This is a genomic window from Paenalicyclobacillus macrosporangiidus (genome assembly GCF_900116805.1).
GTDB lineage: Bacteria > Bacillota > Bacilli > Alicyclobacillales > Alicyclobacillaceae > Alicyclobacillus_H > Alicyclobacillus_H macrosporangiidus.
The window spans coordinates 105,562-123,196 of record NZ_FPBV01000001.1 but is presented as its reverse complement, the minus strand read 5'-3'; the positions used below and the strand labels follow the sequence as shown (position 1 = coordinate 123,196).

14 protein-coding genes are annotated in these 17,635 nt (G+C 65.3%); 1 reads left to right on the top strand and 13 read right to left on the bottom strand.

Annotation, left to right across the window (positions count from 1 at the left end):
- Positions 1-7: 7 nt before the first annotated feature.
- From pstS to BM357_RS00480, 12 genes are all read right to left on the bottom strand, one after another.
- Positions 8-1,135: a phosphate ABC transporter substrate-binding protein PstS gene (gene pstS / locus BM357_RS00535; protein ID WP_074948556.1), complete on the bottom strand. Its 1,128-nt coding sequence runs from the start codon at positions 1,133-1,135 to the stop codon at positions 8-10.
- A 153-nt stretch (positions 1,136-1,288) separates the two neighbouring features.
- Positions 1,289-2,038 carry a response regulator transcription factor gene (locus tag BM357_RS00530; protein WP_074948554.1) on the bottom strand — a complete coding sequence of 250 codons (750 nt, stop codon included), beginning with the start codon at positions 2,036-2,038 and terminating at the stop codon, positions 1,289-1,291.
- Positions 2,038-2,694, bottom strand: coding sequence for a phosphate signaling complex protein PhoU (phoU, locus tag BM357_RS00525; protein ID WP_074948552.1), 657 nt, complete (start codon positions 2,692-2,694; stop codon positions 2,038-2,040). Before phoU ends, BM357_RS00530 begins: the two co-directional genes overlap by 1 nt.
- Before the next feature lie 14 nt (positions 2,695-2,708).
- Complete coding sequence (gene pstB / locus BM357_RS00520; RefSeq protein WP_074948550.1) at positions 2,709-3,461, bottom strand: phosphate ABC transporter ATP-binding protein PstB; 753 nt, start codon at positions 3,459-3,461, stop codon at positions 2,709-2,711.
- 191 nt (positions 3,462-3,652) lie between these two features.
- On the bottom strand, positions 3,653-4,987 hold the full coding sequence (gene pnpS / locus BM357_RS00515) for a two-component system histidine kinase PnpS (RefSeq protein ID WP_074949199.1): 1,335 nt from the start codon (positions 4,985-4,987) through the stop codon (positions 3,653-3,655).
- Between the two features lie 183 nt (positions 4,988-5,170).
- A complete protein-coding gene (locus BM357_RS00510; protein WP_245783776.1) occupies positions 5,171-6,409 on the bottom strand; it encodes an MFS transporter in 1,239 nt (412 codons plus the stop codon).
- Between the two features lie 85 nt (positions 6,410-6,494).
- The gene (locus tag BM357_RS00505) at positions 6,495-7,652 is read right to left on the bottom strand and encodes an amidohydrolase (RefSeq protein WP_074948548.1); all 1,158 of its coding nucleotides are present in this window, start codon (positions 7,650-7,652) and stop codon (positions 6,495-6,497) included.
- Positions 7,653-7,718: 66 nt separating this feature from the next.
- Positions 7,719-8,384, bottom strand: a complete 666-nt coding sequence (pcp, locus tag BM357_RS00500; RefSeq protein WP_074948546.1) for a pyroglutamyl-peptidase I — start codon at positions 8,382-8,384, stop codon at positions 7,719-7,721.
- Between the two features lie 268 nt (positions 8,385-8,652).
- Entirely contained in the window at positions 8,653-9,609 is a 957-nt protein-coding gene (locus tag BM357_RS00495; RefSeq protein WP_074949195.1) for a DMT family transporter, read from the bottom strand.
- A gap of 13 nt (positions 9,610-9,622) precedes the next feature.
- Positions 9,623-10,147, bottom strand: a complete 525-nt coding sequence (locus BM357_RS20620; protein ID WP_425426459.1) for a hypothetical protein — start codon at positions 10,145-10,147, stop codon at positions 9,623-9,625.
- An 852-nt stretch (positions 10,148-10,999) separates the two neighbouring features.
- Entirely contained in the window at positions 11,000-12,799 is a 1,800-nt protein-coding gene (pepF, locus tag BM357_RS00485) for an oligoendopeptidase F (protein ID WP_074949193.1), read from the bottom strand.
- A 114-nt stretch (positions 12,800-12,913) separates the two neighbouring features.
- On the bottom strand, positions 12,914-14,503 hold the full coding sequence (locus BM357_RS00480) for a methyl-accepting chemotaxis protein (protein ID WP_074948542.1): 1,590 nt from the start codon (positions 14,501-14,503) through the stop codon (positions 12,914-12,916).
- Between the two features lie 227 nt (positions 14,504-14,730).
- On the opposite strand from BM357_RS00480, the gene cbpB reads away from it, so the two are divergent.
- A complete protein-coding gene (gene cbpB / locus BM357_RS00475) occupies positions 14,731-15,180 on the top strand; it encodes a cyclic-di-AMP-binding protein CbpB (RefSeq protein WP_074948540.1) in 450 nt (149 codons plus the stop codon).
- A gap of 85 nt (positions 15,181-15,265) precedes the next feature.
- On the opposite strand, the gene BM357_RS00470 is transcribed toward cbpB, so the two are convergent.
- The gene (locus BM357_RS00470; RefSeq protein ID WP_083430037.1) at positions 15,266-17,413 is read right to left on the bottom strand and encodes a HelD family protein; all 2,148 of its coding nucleotides are present in this window, start codon (positions 17,411-17,413) and stop codon (positions 15,266-15,268) included.
- Positions 17,414-17,635 lie beyond the last annotated feature (222 nt).

The following is a 17,635-nucleotide window of genomic DNA, read 5'->3' as shown; positions in this document are numbered from 1 at the left end:
CAATCGGTCAACCGCCAATCTTGTTGATCTGCGCCTGGCTCTTGGACTCAATCTCTGCCGGTAGCGGCAGGAAGTGCACCGGAGACAGGTATTGGTCTTTGTTGCCGCCATTCGGATCGATGGCCCAGTTCAAGAACTTCTTCAATGCCGCCGCCATGTCGGCCGGCTGCTTCGTGTTGACAATCGCGTACTCAAAGTTGATGATGGGGTACGAATTGGCGCCCGGCTCGTCAATCAGCGAAATGCGCTCATCGTCCGGCACGTTGCTGACCCCGGCCTGTGCCGCCGCCTGAATGTTCTCCTTCGCGGGCAGGACAAAGTTCCCGTCCTTGTTCTTCAGCGCGGCGTAGCCCAAGCCTTGCTGCGTCGCCTTGTCCAGCCAGCTGATGCCCACATAGCCGATGCTGTACTTGTTGCTGGCGAGCGCCTGAACGACACCGTCGTTGCCCTTGACGCCGATGGCGCCCGCAACGGCCGGCCAGGACACCGAGGTGCCGAAGCCCACGGCGTTTTTCCAGTCCGCGCTGGTATCCGACAAGAACTGCGTGAACAGGAACGTGTCGCCGCTGCTGTCCGAGCGGTGCACCGGAATGATTGGCTGATGCGGCAGTTTCACGCCCGGGTTCAGGCTGGTGATGGCCGCGTCATCCCAGACTTTGATCTTCCCCGAAAAGATTTTCGCGAGGACGTCGCCGCTCAGTTTCAGATGCTGGTCCCCCGTCAGGCCCGGGACGTTGTACATGACTTGCTGTGCCGAGATGGCCAACGGGATGTTTACCATGGACGGGTTCTGCTGCATCTGGGCGTCGGACAGGTACGCATCCGAAGCGCCGATTTGGACCGTTCCGGCGATGGCTTGCGCAATCCCCGTGCCGCTGCCGGTCGACGCGGCCGTGATGCTGACGTTCGGATCGACCGACTTGTACGCTTCAATCCATTGGCCGTTGAACAGGGGATACAGCAGGGATGAACCCGTCTCATTGATGGTGATTGGTGCCGTCGCCGTCGTCGCTCCCGCCGTGTTCTGCACTGCGTTCCCTGCGTTCGCCGTATTGTTGGTGGCCGCTCCACAGCCAGCCGTGGCAATGACCGCCGACAACGCCAGGGCTGCACCGGCCCAACGAGACTTCAACATGTTCCACATCCTCCCCACCCTATCGGGCTATCTCTTTTCACTTCTTTCATTCAAGGGCCCTTGCAGGATTCAGCTTATCAGCGCGTGTTGAATTCAGGGTGAAGCCCTCATTAAGGCTTTGTAAAGATTCGCCCGCCCGTGCCCGCGCACGGCTCAGGATTCACGGCGGGGCCTGAACCCGCCGGTGAACCGGTAACCGACCCCGCGCACGGTCCGGATATAGACCGGGTGCTTGGGATTGGGCTCAATCTTGTCGCGCAGGTGAGAGATGTGGACGTCCACAATCCGGGTATCCGGGGTGTACGCGTATCCCCACACCTGTTGCAGCAGTTGCTCTCGCGCCAACACGTGGTCCTGATGGAGGATCAAATAGCGCAGCAATTCGAACTCCTTCGGCGTGAGTTCCACCGGCCGGCCGGAAACCGTCACCTCGTGACGCGACACACACAGGACGATGTCGCCCGCGGACACGCAATCGTCCATCGGGCCGGCATCCGGCGCATCGTCCCGCCGGTCCTCAACGCGGCGCAGTACGGCACGAGCCCGCGCCACCAGTTCGCGCGGGCTGAACGGTTTTGTCACGTAATCGTCCGCGCCCAGTTCCAGACCGAGGACGCGGTCCAATTCGTCATCCCTCGCCGTCAACAGGATGATGGGCGTCCACACGTGCTCCTGGCGCAGGTGTTTGCACACCTCCATCCCGTCCATACCGGGCAGGCTGATGTCCAGGATCACGAGGGCCACCGTCCCGTCGTCCGCCCGCATCCGCTCGTACGCGTCGCGCCCATTGCCCACGATTTCCGTATCGAACCCCGCGCTCCGAAAGTTGTAGGCCACCAGTTGTTGAATCGACTCCTCGTCATCCACAATCAACACCTTCGGTGGCTTACCGCCCGCGTCCATCAATTCAGGTCAGACCTTTCACCGGAGACGATGTAGATCACGCTCTCCCCGATGTTGGTCGCGTGATCGCCAATCCGCTCCAAATACCGGCCGACAAACGCCAGCGACATGGCCTGCGAGACCGCGTCCGGCTCATCCGCGCTGAGGGCGAACAGATCTTCGACCACCTTGCGGTAGATATGGTCAATTTCGTCGTCCTGCTCGGCCAGCTTGCGGGCCAAGGCGACGTTGCCCTGCACATACGCGTGCAGTGCGTCGGACACCATTTGATCACACAGCTCGGCCATGCGCGGGATGTCGATGAGCGGCTTGATGAGCGGTTGGCCCTGCAACCGAACGGCGGTCTTGGCCACGTCCACCGCCAGGTCCCCCATTCGCTCCAAATCCCCCGCAATCCGCATCCCCGCCACGATCTTGCGCAGGTCGCCGGCCACAGGTTGCTGCGTGGCAATCAGCCGGACGCACAAATCCACAATCTCGTTTTCCTGCAGGTTGATGTCCTGGTCTCCGTCGACCACGCGCTGGCCTTTGACCGGATCGAGCGTCTTCAGGGCATCCATCGCGCCCCGCACGGCCTGCTGCACCCGCTCGCCCATCTCGAGCAGTTTCAACTGCAGTTGACGAAGCGCGATGTCGAAAGCCTGACGTTTCTGCATGCGGGATGTCCTCCTTATCCGAACCGCCCGGTGACGTAGTCTTCCGTCCGCTTGTCGGACGGCTTGGTGAAGATGATGGCGGTGTCGGCGTATTCAATCAGCTCGCCGTTGAGAAAGAACGCCGTCTTGTCCGCGACCCGGGCCGCCTGCTGCATGTTGTGGGTGACGATCACGATGGTGTACGAAGACTTGAGCGCCTGCACCAGCTCTTCGACGCGCAGCGTGGAACCCGGATCCAGCGCCGAGGTGGGTTCATCCATCAACAGGACTTCCGGCTCAATCGCCAAAGCGCGCGCGATGCACAGGCGTTGTTGCTGGCCGCCGGACAGGGCGGTCGCAGGCTCCCGCAACCGGTCCTTCACCTCGTCCCACAACGCCGCCATCCGAAGGCTCTTCTCCACACGTTCGATGATTTCCGCCTTGCTCCGCACGCCGCCAATCCGCAGGCCCAGCGCCACGTTTTCGAAGATCGACATCGTGGGAAAAGGGTTGGCCTTCTGAAACACCATGCCGACCACGCGCCGCACGTCCACCGGATCCATGCGGTACAGGTCTTCGTCCCCAAGCTTGATGCTGCCGCTGACCCTGCCGTGCGGTATGGTCTCGTGCAGCCGGTTCAGACACCGGATGAAGGTGGACTTCCCGCATCCGGACGGACCGATGATGGCCGTCGCCCGATTGGCCTCCAGCTCCATGGTGATGCCCTTGAGCGTCAAGTGATCCCCGTACCATGCACGAAGGTTCTCGACCGATATGGATTGACTCATTCCGAAACCACGTCCTCGGCGTTAAGATCGAATCTGATTCTGGAGAGGGTTGCCCCGGACTGCCTGAGGGGGATTCCACTCGGTGGACATGATAGCGGAGATCTGTAAAGGCCGTATAAAGGGAATGTAAACGTCACCTAAACATGTGGCGGGCTTCACCAGGCGCCTTCGGGCGCCAGGACGAGACGCGCTTAAGGCGCAACCGCATGACCGGACGCCGTGTCGCTGGACGCGGGATCCTTGCACCGCTGCAACGTGAACCAGAAGTCGCTGCCAAACCCCACACGGCTGCGGACGCCAACCTCTCCACCGTACGAGCGGACGATATGTTTCACAATCGCGAGGCCGAGACCCGTTCCGCCACTTGCCCGGCTGCGGTCGGCGTTCACCCGATAAAAGCGTTCAAAGACCCGTTTCTGTTCCTCTTCCGGTATCCCGATACCGGTGTCGGCCACATGCACCTTGACCTGGTCGGGGAACGTCTCCCATGTGACGGAAACGCACCCGCCGGGCGGCGTGTACCGCATCGCATTGGTGAGCAGGTTGAGCATCACCTGCAGGAGTTTGTCCTCGTCCCCACAGACGGTGACGTCGCCCTCTGACTGCACCCGCAACGTCAGATGGCGTGCTTGCAGTTGTGGTTGCAGCCGGTCCACGGCCATCTCCACGACGGCCGAGAGCTGCACGGGATGCCATTCCAGATGCATTTCCTGCGTCTCCAGCCTGGACAGCGTCAACAGGTCCTCCACCAAGCGGCTCATGCGCAGGGATTCCTCGTAGATGACCTGCAAAAACGAATCCCGGGTGGATTCGTCCACGTCCTCCCCCACGAGGGTCTCCGCAAAGCCCCGGATGGCGGTGATGGGGGTTTTCAACTCATGGGAGACATTCGCGATGAAGTCGCTGCGCATGCGGGCCATGCGATGCCATTGGGTCACATCGTTACAAAGGACCAGAACGTGGAAACCCTCTTGCCAAGTGTCCCGGGACGCACCGGCGTCTTCAAGACGGATGACGTGAACATCCACCACCACATCGCCCGGGAGCCGGATTTCATTCCGCCACGGCGAACCGATCAACAGCGTCCGGCAGATAGCGGCATTTAAGGCATAGTCAGGGAACACTTCCCAGTACGGCCGGCCCCGGGCCTCGTCGGCATCCTTCCGCAGAATGCGCGCTGCCACGGGATTCAACATTTGAACGTTCCCGAAGGCGTCGACGTACACCACGCCCGTCGTCATGGCGTTCAGGACGTACTGCAAGAGGCGCTGTTCCTCGGACTGGCGGTTCACCTGATCCTCGAGCGCGTCCAGCATGTCATTCAACATCTGCGCGACATCCGGCCGGACCTCTCCCGCGTAGCTGAGCACCCGCGCCTGCCGATCCCCCTGGCGGACGCGGGTGACCACGTCGCGGACGTGTTCCCAGAACAACCGGCCCCGTCGTGTTCTGATGCCCCAATAGCCCAGCATCCCGCCGGCCGCCGTCAACAACCCGAGCGCAAACCCCACCGGTCCATTGCCCATCAATCGAAATCAGACCCTTCTCCGGACAGATCCAGGTGACGCTCTTCCACGCTTCCCCGATACGAATCCCCCTTCACGGAACACATCATAGCGGAGGGATGTGAACATTTATGAAACGTGGTGTAAAGACGGTGTAAAGAGCGTATGAAGGCGTTCCGCCTCGTGAAGGACGACCGGCGGCGCTCAAGGGGTGTGATCCATCGCGGGCGGATCCTGTACCTTCCAATACACCCACAGCATGTTCAGCAGGTACAGGGCGGCCGTCAGCCCGAGCATGGTCCGGATGCCGAACAGGGCCGAACCGAAGCCGCCCAGCAGCGGCCCGGCGAAACTGCCAAGAAACGTGGAACTGGACGTGAACCCGTAGATCTGCCCCCGCTGGTCTTTGGGCGCAAGCCGTCCCACCAGCGCATTGGCGGTCGGGAGGATGCCGCCGACGAACAGCCCCAGGCCGAAACGGGAGAAGATGAACACCCAGATGTTCTGCGCCAGCGCCTGCGGAATGTAAAACAGGCCGGCGCCGAACATCGCGATCACCAGCGTCCGGCGGTACCCCAGGCGGTCGCTGCGGTTTCCGATGATGGGCGCCGCCACCAGGCCGGCCAGACCGGTGACCGCGAACGCCAAGCCGGAATACGTGGCCACATGCTGGCTGTGGGCTGCCAGCTCTTTGATGTATACCGGAAGCACCGGCTGTACGTTCATGACGGAGAACTGCGCCAAAAAGAGCACCAAGAACATGGCCTGAACCGGCTTCAAGGCGCGCACGGCGCGGAACTGGCCGATGAACGACCGCTTGTTCGCCGGCGCCGCGGCCGGTTTGTGGAAGCCTTCTTTGACGAGGAAGAACGTGATGAGAAACGCGGTCATCGCAAAGGCCGACGTCAGGTAGAAGACCACCCGGTAGCTGTGCACGTGATCGGATACCAAACCGCCGGCGAGCGGCCCGACGAGCGCACCGATCATCGCGGACGATTGCATCCACCCGAGCGCGGTGCCGAGCTTCTCCTCCGGCACGACGGTCGCCACCAGCGCCGTGGCGGACGCCGAGTATCCGCTGAAAGCGCCCTGAAGGACACGGGCGCCGAGCAGTTCCCAGACGTTGTGCACCCATCCCATCACGAAGGTGAAAAAGGAGATGGCGACCGTCGTCCGGAGCACCATCAGCTTGCGCCCTCTGCGATCGGCGATGGCGCCCCACAACGGGGACACCAAGGCCATGATGAGGAAGTTGGACGAGGCAATGACGCCGGCCCACAGGTCCACCGCGCGCGGGTCCCGCACCCCGAGCTCCTCGATATACAGCGGGAGAAACGGGCTCATGCTGGAGAACGCCATCATCATGATGCCCTGCACGGCGCACATCACCCAGAGGGTGCGCTGCCAGGGGCTCGCCGCCGGCGCTGCGTGCGCCCGCTCCATCCGCTTCCCCCTCCTTCCGTGATCACACCTGCCGAGAAGCGATGAAAGGCGGGGGAGAACCCCCGCCGTCCCACCGAACGCCGTGTCACGCCTCGGCGCGGTACACCACTTCCCCTTCAATCAACGTCATCTCCACGCGGTTGCGCAGATCCAGCGGATCGCCGGACCAAATCACCACGTCCGCATCCTTGCCGGCCTCCAGCGACCCGACCCGGTCCGCGACCCCCAGGTGATGCGCGGCGTTGATGGTGACCGCCTGCCAGGCCGTCCGCTCGTCAAGACCGTTTCGCACCGCGTGCACCACAGCCGTGAGCAGGTAATCGATGGCAACCACCGGGTGATCCGTGGTGATGGACACCGGCACCCCCGCGCGCGCCAGGGCCGCCACCGTGTGCCACCCCTTGTTCGCCAGCTCCACCTTGGAACGGGCGGACATGGTCGGACCGACCGACACCCGCACGCCCGCTTCGGCGATGCGGTCCGCGATGAGATGCCCCTCCGTGCAGTGCTCAATGGTGAGGGTCACGCCAAACTCCCGGGCCAACCGCAGCACGGTCGCGATGTCGTCGGCCCGGTGCGCGTGCACGCGCAGCGGAATCTCCCCGCGCAGCACCTTGGCCAGGTTCTCCAGGCCGAGATCGCGCGCCGCCACCTGACCCTGCTCGCGCTGGCGCAGGTAATCCTGGGCCTTCATGAGCTGCTGGCGGAACAGGGCCGCGACGCCCATGCGCGTCACCGGCGCCTTGTCCTTGCCCCCGTACACCCGCTTGGGGTTCTCGCCAAACGCCGCCTTCATGCCCGAGGGCGCGCGCACCACCATCTCGTCGACAACGCGCCCGCGCGTCTTGAGGACGGCCATCTCGCCGCCAATTACGTTGGCGCTGCCGGGCATCACCTGCACGGTCGTCACGCCGGCCCGAACGGCGTCCTGGAATCCGCTGTCCATCGGGTTGATGCCGTCGATGGCCCGCACCTCCGGCGTCACCGGGCTGCTCGTCTCGTTGAAGTCGGCCCCCTCGCGACCGACGCCCAGCTCGTGCACCCCCAGGTGGGTGTGCACGTCAATCAGCCCCGGCGTCACCCACTTTCCGCTCGCGTCGATGACCCGCGCCCCCTCCGGGCGCCCGGCCTCGCGCGTCACCGCCTGGACCTTCCCGCCTTCGATCACGATATCCTGCCCGTCCACCCACTCCCCGGTGGGGGCGAGAACGCGTCCGTTGGTAATGAGGATCTTGTCCGCCATGCTGGTCTCCCCCTTGCTGTGGTATGTACATGCGCGGATGGCCACTTGTCATGCGGCCGCGGCGGGCTAGCACTCCTGCCCGGCCGTCACCGCCAGATCCGCCTCGCCGCCCGCGTCGGACGCCGCCGCGGCCACCGCCGCGACCAGTTCCAGGCCGCGGACGATGAGATCCAGCGCCATGCTGGGTTCCGTCTTTCCAGCGACCTGCTCGGGCAGATACGGAATGTGAACGAACCCGCCCTGCACCTGCGGGTGCTCGGTCGCAATCAGGTGCATGAGTCCGTAGAAGATGTGGTTGCACACGTATGTCCCGGCGGTGTTCGACACGGCGGCCGGAATGCCGGCTTCCCGCAGGGCGGCCACAATCCGTTTGATGGGCAGCTTGGTGAAATAAGCCGCCGGCCCGCCCGGGACGACCGGCGTGTCGATGGGCTGCTGCCCGGCGTTGTCCGGGATGCGGGCGTCGTTCACGTTGATGGCCACCCGCTCCGGGGTGATCTGCGCCCGCCCGCCGGCTTGTCCGACGCAGATCACCACCTGGGGCCGTACCCGGCCCATGGCCTCGCGCAACACGGCGATGGATCGGTCGAACACCGTCGGTACCTGCTGCGAGACGATGGTCCACCCGCCCTGCAGCGCGCGGCCGTCCAAGCGGTGCACCGCTTCCCAGGCGGGGTTGACGGTTTCGCCGCCGAACGGATCGAATCCGGTCATCAAGACGCGCTTGTCCATGGTGCGCTCTCCTCTCGTTTCTTCGTGAATGGATAATAGGGTTGCGAGACGCGCCCGCGGCCCCTTGGGGCGCCGTGACACGACGCCGGTTGCGCCACACAGGGGCCGCGTGAGGCGTACAAAGACCGCTTGCGCCGTGCAGCAGGGGAGCGGTGTCCCGTCGGAACACCGCTCCCGGTCTCACTTCGCCCGGCACCGTCCGGACACCCCGCGGTCTTGTGCATGCCACCGCACATCGGCGGATACCGGACCCGCGGACGCCGGGGGCCTACATGCCTGGCCGCTCGGACGCGGCCGCGGCGGACGGACGTTTTCCGCTGCGCACCCCGGTCAACAGGGCCCCGGCCAGGATCACGGCGCCGCCAATGAGCGCCCGCACGGTGAGGTGCTCGTGCAGCAGCAGGACACCCAGGACGACGCTCCACACCGGCAGCAGGTTCATCCACGGCGCGGCCCGGCCTGCGCCGACGCGTTCCACCCCGCTCGTCCACACGAAGTACGCAGCCACCGACGCCACGGTGCTGACGTACACCAGGGCCACCCATGCCATTGGCGTCATGTGCAGCGTCTGGCCGCGCAGCGACCACAGCCCAAACGCGAGGCTGGGGATGGCGCCGTACACGGCGGCCCCGGCGGTGACCTCAAACGGGGTGAGCCGGCCGCCCCAGCGTTTGCCGAGGACGGTGTACAGCGCCCACGTGAAGGACGCAAGCAACAGGACCAACGGCCCTTGGCTGAACCAGTCACCGGCCGCGGAAGCGGCGGACGCCGTGCCGGAAGGCCCGCCGTGCGCCGCCCCGTCCGGCGATGCCGTGGCCCCCATCAAGATGGCGACACCGGCCATCGACAGAAGCACCCCGATCCACGCCGTCCAACCGGGCCGCTCGCGCAGCGCGGCGACACCGAGCAGGAGAATGAACATCGGCGATGTCCCGCTGATGAGGCCCGCCTGCGACGCCGGGACGGTGCGCAGACCGATGTAGGTCAGCGAGGAGAACAGAAACATCCCGACCAGGCCGAGGAGCACCAGTTCCCGGGCGTGGCGGCGCAACCCGACCCGCCGCCGGGTCAGCCGCGCGATCGCGAGCAGGATCAAGGCCGATATTGCCCAGCGCACGCCGTTGAGGAACAGCGCTGGCATCGCTCCGGCCAGGTACCTTCCTGCGATGTAGTTTCCGCTCCATCCCAGCGTCGCCAACGCCAGGTACACAAATCCCCGGTTCATGTTCAAAAGGATATCACATTTCGAGCGACAGGGGCGGCGAAAATTCCGGATACGATACCTTTTCGTCACCAAAGGAACGGCGGCATGACTCCCCGAATCCCCCCGTCGGCGTGCTGAACGCGGCACAGCCAGGCGGCTGCACGGCGCATGACGGGGTCCTTCCGCGGCACCCCGGCGGCCGCCAGGCCCGAAACGGCGGCCCAGGTGCCGTACAGGAAGCAGATGCCCCACCGCCCGCGCCACGATCCGTCCTCGTCCTGGAGGGATTCGATCCGCCGGCAGAGCGCGTCGGCCAACGGATCAACCGGGGCGTGTCAGGTGTGCGGACGGAGGAAGTGGCAGCGTCCGCCTGGGCTCCAGGGTTCGTCTGCGCCGGATGGTGCGCCAGGGTTCCCATGAGCCGAAGGCACAGCGCCATCATGGCGTCCGGCAGCGGGTTCACCTCGCAGCAAAAGTCGAACACACCGTCCGCGCGTTGACGTTGCAGCAGGGCCTCGACCCCCTGCGCGATCACCCTCCGCAGCGCGTCGGATTGCATGACCGGCGCCTCCCTCTCCCCCGTTCACTACACGGTATGGAGCGGAGACGCGGCGGGTGCGTGGCGAAACAACGCGGCATCTTCACCGCCGGCCGGAGGTCCGGTGTTGCAGAATCCGGGAACCGGAACAGGAGCCAGAGGAGCGGATTCGCCAGCGGCCCGAGGCGGGTCTATGGGGTCACTTTTTCCAATACGCCTTCTTGATGAGGATGACAAGGAGGACGATAAGACCAACGATGACAATGGTATTGATGATTCCGCTGATCCCAAACATGGCAGCCCCTCCCCCGCCGGACTGTCGCAGCCGCTCGCTTCCCCCTAACAAACATTTTGCATCCAAAAGATCCTGTCCCGTTGCGGAATAGCAATCGTTTTTGATTTATCGCGACACCGTCGACACATGATAGTGTACATCTCGAATTTATCCGCCCAACTCAGCCCCTGATGCGATCCCGATAACGAAAAAGTTTGTATTTACAGCCAGGACCACGGGCCCGGATTGCAACATCCTGTTATGTAACCGCCCCAACCAGGCTCCGGTTAACGTCAAAATAGATGGAATGCGGGGAACCGACACGACTCGGTCACGGATCCCCCACCTCACGGCTGTTCTGCCCGCGCCGACCGGCTCTTCGCCACGAGACACTGCCCGCCGAATCTCTAAACGACGGCTGCCCGCCAGGCCAACCGGCCCGGCGGACAGGAACGCCCGGGGGATGCCACCCAGGCGATGCCACGCGCGTCAACCGCCGTCCCGGGCGATGCCACCCAGGTCAACCGCCGTGCCGAGCCTCGCACCCAGGCCATGCCACGGACGTCGACGGCCGACCAACACCGCCCCAACGCCACAACTCAGAAGCTGCGTTCCAACTCGTCCACCAGCGAGCCGACGAAGGCGACCGCCTCGCGGATGGGCTCCGGCTTGGACATGTCGACGCCGGCCAATTGCAGCAGCTCCAGCGGCCGCAGGGTGCCGCCCGCCTTCAGCGCCTGCAGCCAGCGGTCGACGGCGGGTTGACCTTCCTCGAAGATGCGCTTGGAGATGGCGGTCGACGCCGTCAGACCGGCGGAGTACGTGTACGGGTACAGGCCCATGTAGTAGTGCGGCTGGCGCATCCACACCAACTGCGCCCCGTCGTCGATCTCCACCGCGTCTCCCCAGAAGTTCGCCAGCACCTCGCCTTTCTGCTCGCACAGCACACTCGCCGTGATGGGCTTGCCGGCCTCGGCGAGGGCGTACACGCGCCGCTGCAGCTCCGCCTCGAGCAGGTGCGTCACGAAGTTGTGGTAGTAGGTGCCGAGCATCTGCAGGATGACCCAGCGGCGCATCCTGGGATCATCCGAGCGGGACAGGATGTGCCGGCCGAGCAGCATCTCGTTCATCGTCGACGGCGCCTCGATGAAGTACATCGACGGCCGTGTGTTGGTGAAGCGCTGGTTGCGCTGCGCCAGCGCGAAGTGGCCGGCGTGGCCCAGTTCATGCGCCAGCACGAACGCCCCGCGCATCGTGTCCGTCCAGGTGATGAGGATGAAGGGATGCGCGCCGTACGGGCTCGAGCAGAAGGCGCCTGTGCTCTTGCCGACGTTGTCGGCGAGATCGACCCAGCGCTCCGACAACGCCGTGCGAATCACGTCGGTGTACTCGGGCCCGAGGATGGAGAGCGCCTCGAGGATCAGCTTCCCGGCCTCCTCCACCGTGGTCTTCGGCGTGAACTCGGCGTCCAGCGGAACCTTGAGATCGCAATGGAGCATCTTGTCGAGACCGAGCACCCGCTGGCGCAGTTTGGCCAGTCGCCGCATGTGCGGGGCCAGCTCAGCCTGGATGATGTTCAGGAGGTTCTCGTACATCTCGATGGTCACCTGCTGCGGCTCGAGCAGCATGTGGGTGACCGATTCGTACCCGCGGACCCGGGCCAGCACCACTTGGCGCTGCACCTCCGCCGCATAGGCGGCCGCGAAAGTGTTCTTGTACTGATGCAGCGTCTTGACGAATGACCGGTACGCCTTCCGGCGGAGATCGGTGTCCGGCAACAGTTCGTAGTGGTCCTCGTAGAGGGCGAAGGAGACCGGATGTTCGTTGCCGTCGGCGTCGGTGACCGGATCGAACTGCATGTCCGACAGCTTGCTCCGCTGGTAGACGTTGTACGGGGCCCCGAACACCTCGCCGAGCGCCGCCAACACGTTCTCCGTCTCGGGAGACAGCCGGTGCGGACGCGTCGCCAACAGATCTTCCAGGGCCTTGCGGAAGTCGGCCAGACCCGGTTCCTCCGCCAGATACCGCTCCACCGTACCTTGGGGCAGAGCCAGGATCTCGGAATCCACGAACGACAGCGCGGCCGCGACAGCCGCGTTCATCGCCGCCGCCTTGCCGGCATTGGCCTGGTTGACCGGGTTCGTGGAATCCTCCGACACCCGCAGATGCGCGTACGTCGACGCGCGGACCACGCGCTCCATCAGCTTCTCTCTCGCCTCCAGGCAGGCGAGCAGAACCTTCGCCCCGCCGGCGAGCTTCCCTCGATACTGTGTCACCGTGTCGACATCCCGCCGAATGGCTTCCACCTCAGCCTCCCAAGCCTCGGGGGTCGCGAACAGATCCTCCAGCCGCCACGTCTGTTCGACGGGCACTTCGGCACGGGTCCATCGTTTGGCCATGCGCTCAAAACTCCCTTCATGCATCCACAGACGCCCCTGCGGCCGCCTGTGAATCTTTCGATAGGCGAAATCAATCATAGCATAGCAAACTTTCCCCGCCCTCTGGTAGACCGCTCAACCCGTGTGGAACCGGCCGACCAGGCGCTGCAGGGCCCCCGCCATGTCGGACAGCACGCCCACTGACGAAGACACCTCCTGCATGGCCGCCATCTGCTCTTCCGCCGCTGCCGCGACGTCTTCCGTATGCGCTTGCATGCCGGCCACCACCGCCGAGATGTGCGCCACGCGCTCCACCACCGCGTCGGCGCTCGCGGCCAGGTGGTCCATCGCGGCCGAGATCTCCCGGACGTGCCCCGCCACGCCCTCCACGCCCGACCGGATGTCGGCGAACGCCAACCCCGCCGCCTCCACCGTCGCCACGCCCGCCGCGACCTCCCCGGCCGCGGCCTTCGCCGCCTGCACCAGATCCGCCAGCTCGCGCTGCACGCCCCGGATCAACTCGTCGATCTCGCCGGCCGCCCGCCCCGACTGCTCCGCCAGCGTCCTGACCTCGGCCGCGACCACCGCGAAACCGCGCCCGTGCTCCCCGGCGCGGGCCGCCTCGATGGCCGTGTTGAGCGCGAGCAGGTTGGTCTGCTCCGCGATATGCGAGATCACGTCGACAATTTGTCCGATGGACTTCGACTGCTCCGCCAAGCCGTGCACGACGTCGGCCAGTCGCCCCACCGCCTCCCGGATGGCATTGAACTGGGTGACCGCCGCTTCAATCCGGCCTTGCCCCGCCGCGGAGGTCTCCGCCATCCGTTCGGATACCTCGGCGGCGATCCGCGCGCGTGATCGCCCGTCCTTCACCTCGCCCATCACCGCCTGGATGGCCGCGCTCCCCTCGCGCGCGTCGATGGCCTGCCGCTCCGCGCCCGCGCTCACCTCCTGCATCCGCGTCGCGATCTGCTCCGACGCCCTCGCCGTCCCTTCCGCGTTGGCCTGCAGCTCGGCCACCGCCCGCACGACCTTGGCGGCGCTCTCCTCCACCTGCCGCAGCATGTCCGCCATGCCGAGGCTCATCTTGTTCAGTTCAAATTGGACCTGCCCGAACTCGTCCCGCCGCTTTGGCTGAATCCGATACTGGAGGTTACCCCGGCCGATCTCCCGCAGGTGGCGCACCCAAGCGCGGTAGGTTCGGGCGAACGCCACCCGGTCCCACGCCACCACCAGAATGGCCAGAGCCAGGCAGACCTGCGCCGCGATCCGCTGCCATCCGTGCCCCGCCGCCAGACCGGCCCACCCGGCCGCTTGCAGCACGGCAAAGGGCACGCCCACCTTGACATGGCGGCTCATGCCGTGCAGAATCTGGCCGGACCGCAGGACGTACACCTTCTTCCCGTTCAGGTGCACCGGCGTCGTGACATCAATCAACCGCTCTCCCGTGTTGCGCGGATAGTAGAATACCTCCGTGCGGGTCACGGCGGCTGTCTTGCGCCCGACCGGATCGAGGTAGTACACCGCCTCGCGCAGGTGGTTCGTGTGAAGCTCCGAGAAACCGTCCTCGCGCATGAGGTTGAAGTACTCCAGGTCGCCGAGCCAGCGGTCCATCACCGCGCGGATCTCCTGCCGGGCCGCGTCCGTCAGGCCCCCGTGCCGCGCCAGACACCGTTCCACGTCGCGTGCGGCGCGCTCCACCGCCTCGCGCTGCCGCCGTACCATCCGCCTCGGCAATCTCCTCTCTGCCACAGCTCCCATCCCCCGTTCGCATCAGCCACACCCTGCATCTTCTCAGGGTTCCATGAATTCGCAAAAGTTCAACTGAATCTTCGCGGCCAAGGATGAAATTCCTGCTATCGCCCGTTGGGCGGTCACCCGTGCCACGCGAGCAACGGGGGTGGATTTTGCGGTACAATAGCGGGGTCAATGCAGGGAAGGATGTGTCAAACGTGGCAACGGTGGATGTCAGCCAGTTCCTCAGTCAACCGGCCGAATCCCTGATGATTGCGGCAGACAACGTGGCGTGTGTATATGTCGATCACACGCTCGAACACGCCCTGCTCGTCCTCACCCACTCCGGGTACTCCGCCATCCCGGTGCTCGACACCCAATCGGCGGTGCGCGGGCTGATCCACACCAACCTCGTCATCAATACGGTCGCCGGCCTTGACGGCTACCATATGGAATCTCTCAGCCATCAGACCGTGGGCTCCGTCATGAGTGACCGCGTACCGACCCTTCGACGGAGCGAGCCGCTGCTCAAGGCCCTCGAACTGGCCATCAACCACACGTTCATCTGCGTCGTGGAAGAAGACGGGCGCCTGGCGGGCATCATCACGCGCAAGGCGCTGCTCGGAAAACTGTACCAATACGTGCGGGAACGCGGGCTGGGCCGCTGACGCCGCCCCCAGCCCCGCACACCCGGGCCGGGGCGGCGCCCACAGCGCCGGTGGCGCCGACGGCCTCCGGCGGCCTCCCGCTGACTCAGGCGATGCCCCCCGCCTCGCGTTCTGCCGATGCGCGGTGGCGCAACAGGGGCGACGCCTCGCCCGCGTACTGCACCCACAGCCGGTGCAGGGCACGCGTGCACCCCACGTACAGCAGCTTGGCGCTCAACGGCGAATCGTCGTAGTGGCGCGCGTCCGCCCCGACCAGGAGCACCGCGTCGAACTCCAGCCCCTTGGCCAGATACACCGGCAACACCGACACGCCGCCTTCGTACTGCTCGTCCTTGGCGTGGATCCGGTGCGCCTGGATCCCCGCCGCCACCAGCGCCCGGTGCACGCGTTCGCACAGTTCCTCCGTCCGCGCCATCACCGCCACCGTCGCCGCGTGGCGAGACAAGGCCTGCACTGCCTGGACCGCCCGTTCCTCCTGCTCCCGTTCGGCGACGCGTTCGACGACCACCGGATCACCGCTGCGGAACACCGGTTTGGCCAGCACGAACTGGTCGAACGGGCGGATGATCTCGTTGGCGAAATCGATGATCTCCATCGTGGACCGGTAGCTCACGTCGAGCTGGAAGAATGCCCGCTTCCCCTCATCGAACAACTCCAAGAAGGCCGACCAGTCGGTGATGCCCTGGTACGTGTGGATGCTCTGCGACAAATCGCCGAGGATGGTGAACGACTGGCCCGGGCAGAACAGCTGCAGCACCCGGATCTGAAACGGGGAGAAGTCCTGGGCTTCGTCGATGACCACGTGATCGAACCGTTGATGCGGCTCCATCCCGTTCCATCGCGCGTGAATGTACACCAGGGGCGCCAGGTCCTCCGGCTCCACGAGCGGCCGTTTCCGCCGTCCGCGCCGGCCGGAAACCGTCTGCGCCTCCCACGCGGGCGCGTCCGGCAATACCTCCGCCAGCACCTGTTCGTAGATGTCGAGCGGCGTCCACTGGGGCCACCGGCTCTGATACGCGCGCAGCCGCGACTGCGCGCGTTTCCGCACCGCCCCCGTCCGATCCTGCTCCTTCACCCGTTTGTACATCATGTCCATCCACCGCTTGACACGCGCGAGGACGCGATCCCGCCGCTGCCCCGGAGGATAGTGCGCGTAGTCCTGCTCGTACCAGCCGCGGATGGTCGCCTCGTCCAGGCGCGCCCCCTCCCAGGGCTCAAAGTCCCCCTCCGGCACCAACCGGCCCTCCAGCGCGCGCAGGCGCTCGTCGATGGCCTCCTGAAAGCGGACGGAGCCCTTGGTGCGGGCGAGATCGAACTCGCGCCGGGCCGCCGGGGACGTCCGGGGCGCGAACCAGCGCGCCAAGCGATCCCCCGGGTCGCGCACGGCGACGGCGTGATCGAGCAAATCCAACGCCCACTTGGTGAAGGTGGTCTGCTGGATGTTGCCCACCCCGAGTTCGGGGAGAACCTCCGAGATGTAATCGACGAACATCGCGTTGGGGGCGAAGATCACCATCCGCTCCGGCCGCAACCGGTCCGCGTGGCGATAGAGAAGATAGGCGATCCGGTGGAGCGCAACGGTCGTCTTCCCGCTCCCGGCCACCCCTTGGATGACGATGGCCCGGTCCCGCTCCGCACGGATGATGCGATCCTGCTCCGCCTGGATGGTGGAGACGATGTCGCGCAGGCGGTTGTCCTTGTTTTCGGCCAGGCGGTAGAGCAGAAACTCGTCGGCGACGTTCAGATTCTCCTGGCCCTTGACGTAGCTGTCGACCACGCGCTGCAACCGGCCGTCGCGCACCGCGATGTTCCGTTTGAGATACACCTCGCCGGTGATCTCGCCGTCAGGCGATTCATACGAGGCGCGGTCCTGGCCGGAGAAAGAATAAAACAGGCTCGCCACAGGCGCCCGCCAGTCGATGACCATCCGTTCGCCGGAGGCGCTGTCCTCGAGCCCGCGCTTGCCGATGTACAAGGGAACGGGGTCCTGCACCCCCTCCTCCCGAAAATCGATCCGCCCGAAGTACGGCTCTCGGGCCGCGGCCGCCAACACCTTCAACTGTTCTTCCCGCAACCCCGAGACGACCGATTCAGCCACCTGCTCTGCGGTCTGCGCCTCGTCCCGGTCCGATTCGTCCACGGCCTCCCTGGCCTGAATTCGTTCGTGCAGCCGCTCGGACATCTCGGCAATGCGGGACAGCACCTGGCGCAGATGCTCGTTTTCCTCGTGCATCGGATCTCCCAGCCTGATATTCGAAGCATGGGGAGGCACGCCGGCATCCCTCCAGCCCTTGGCGATTTCAAAACGATCCGCGGTGGGCGTCCGGCACGCGGGAGCCCCACCGCGGAGCTTTTGGGCAGACTATTATTTTACCAATGTTGCGAGGGAATGCAAATGGTGCGCCACGGGCCGGGTTCCGCGTGGCCGTCCCCTGGCCGGCAATCGGAGCGGAGA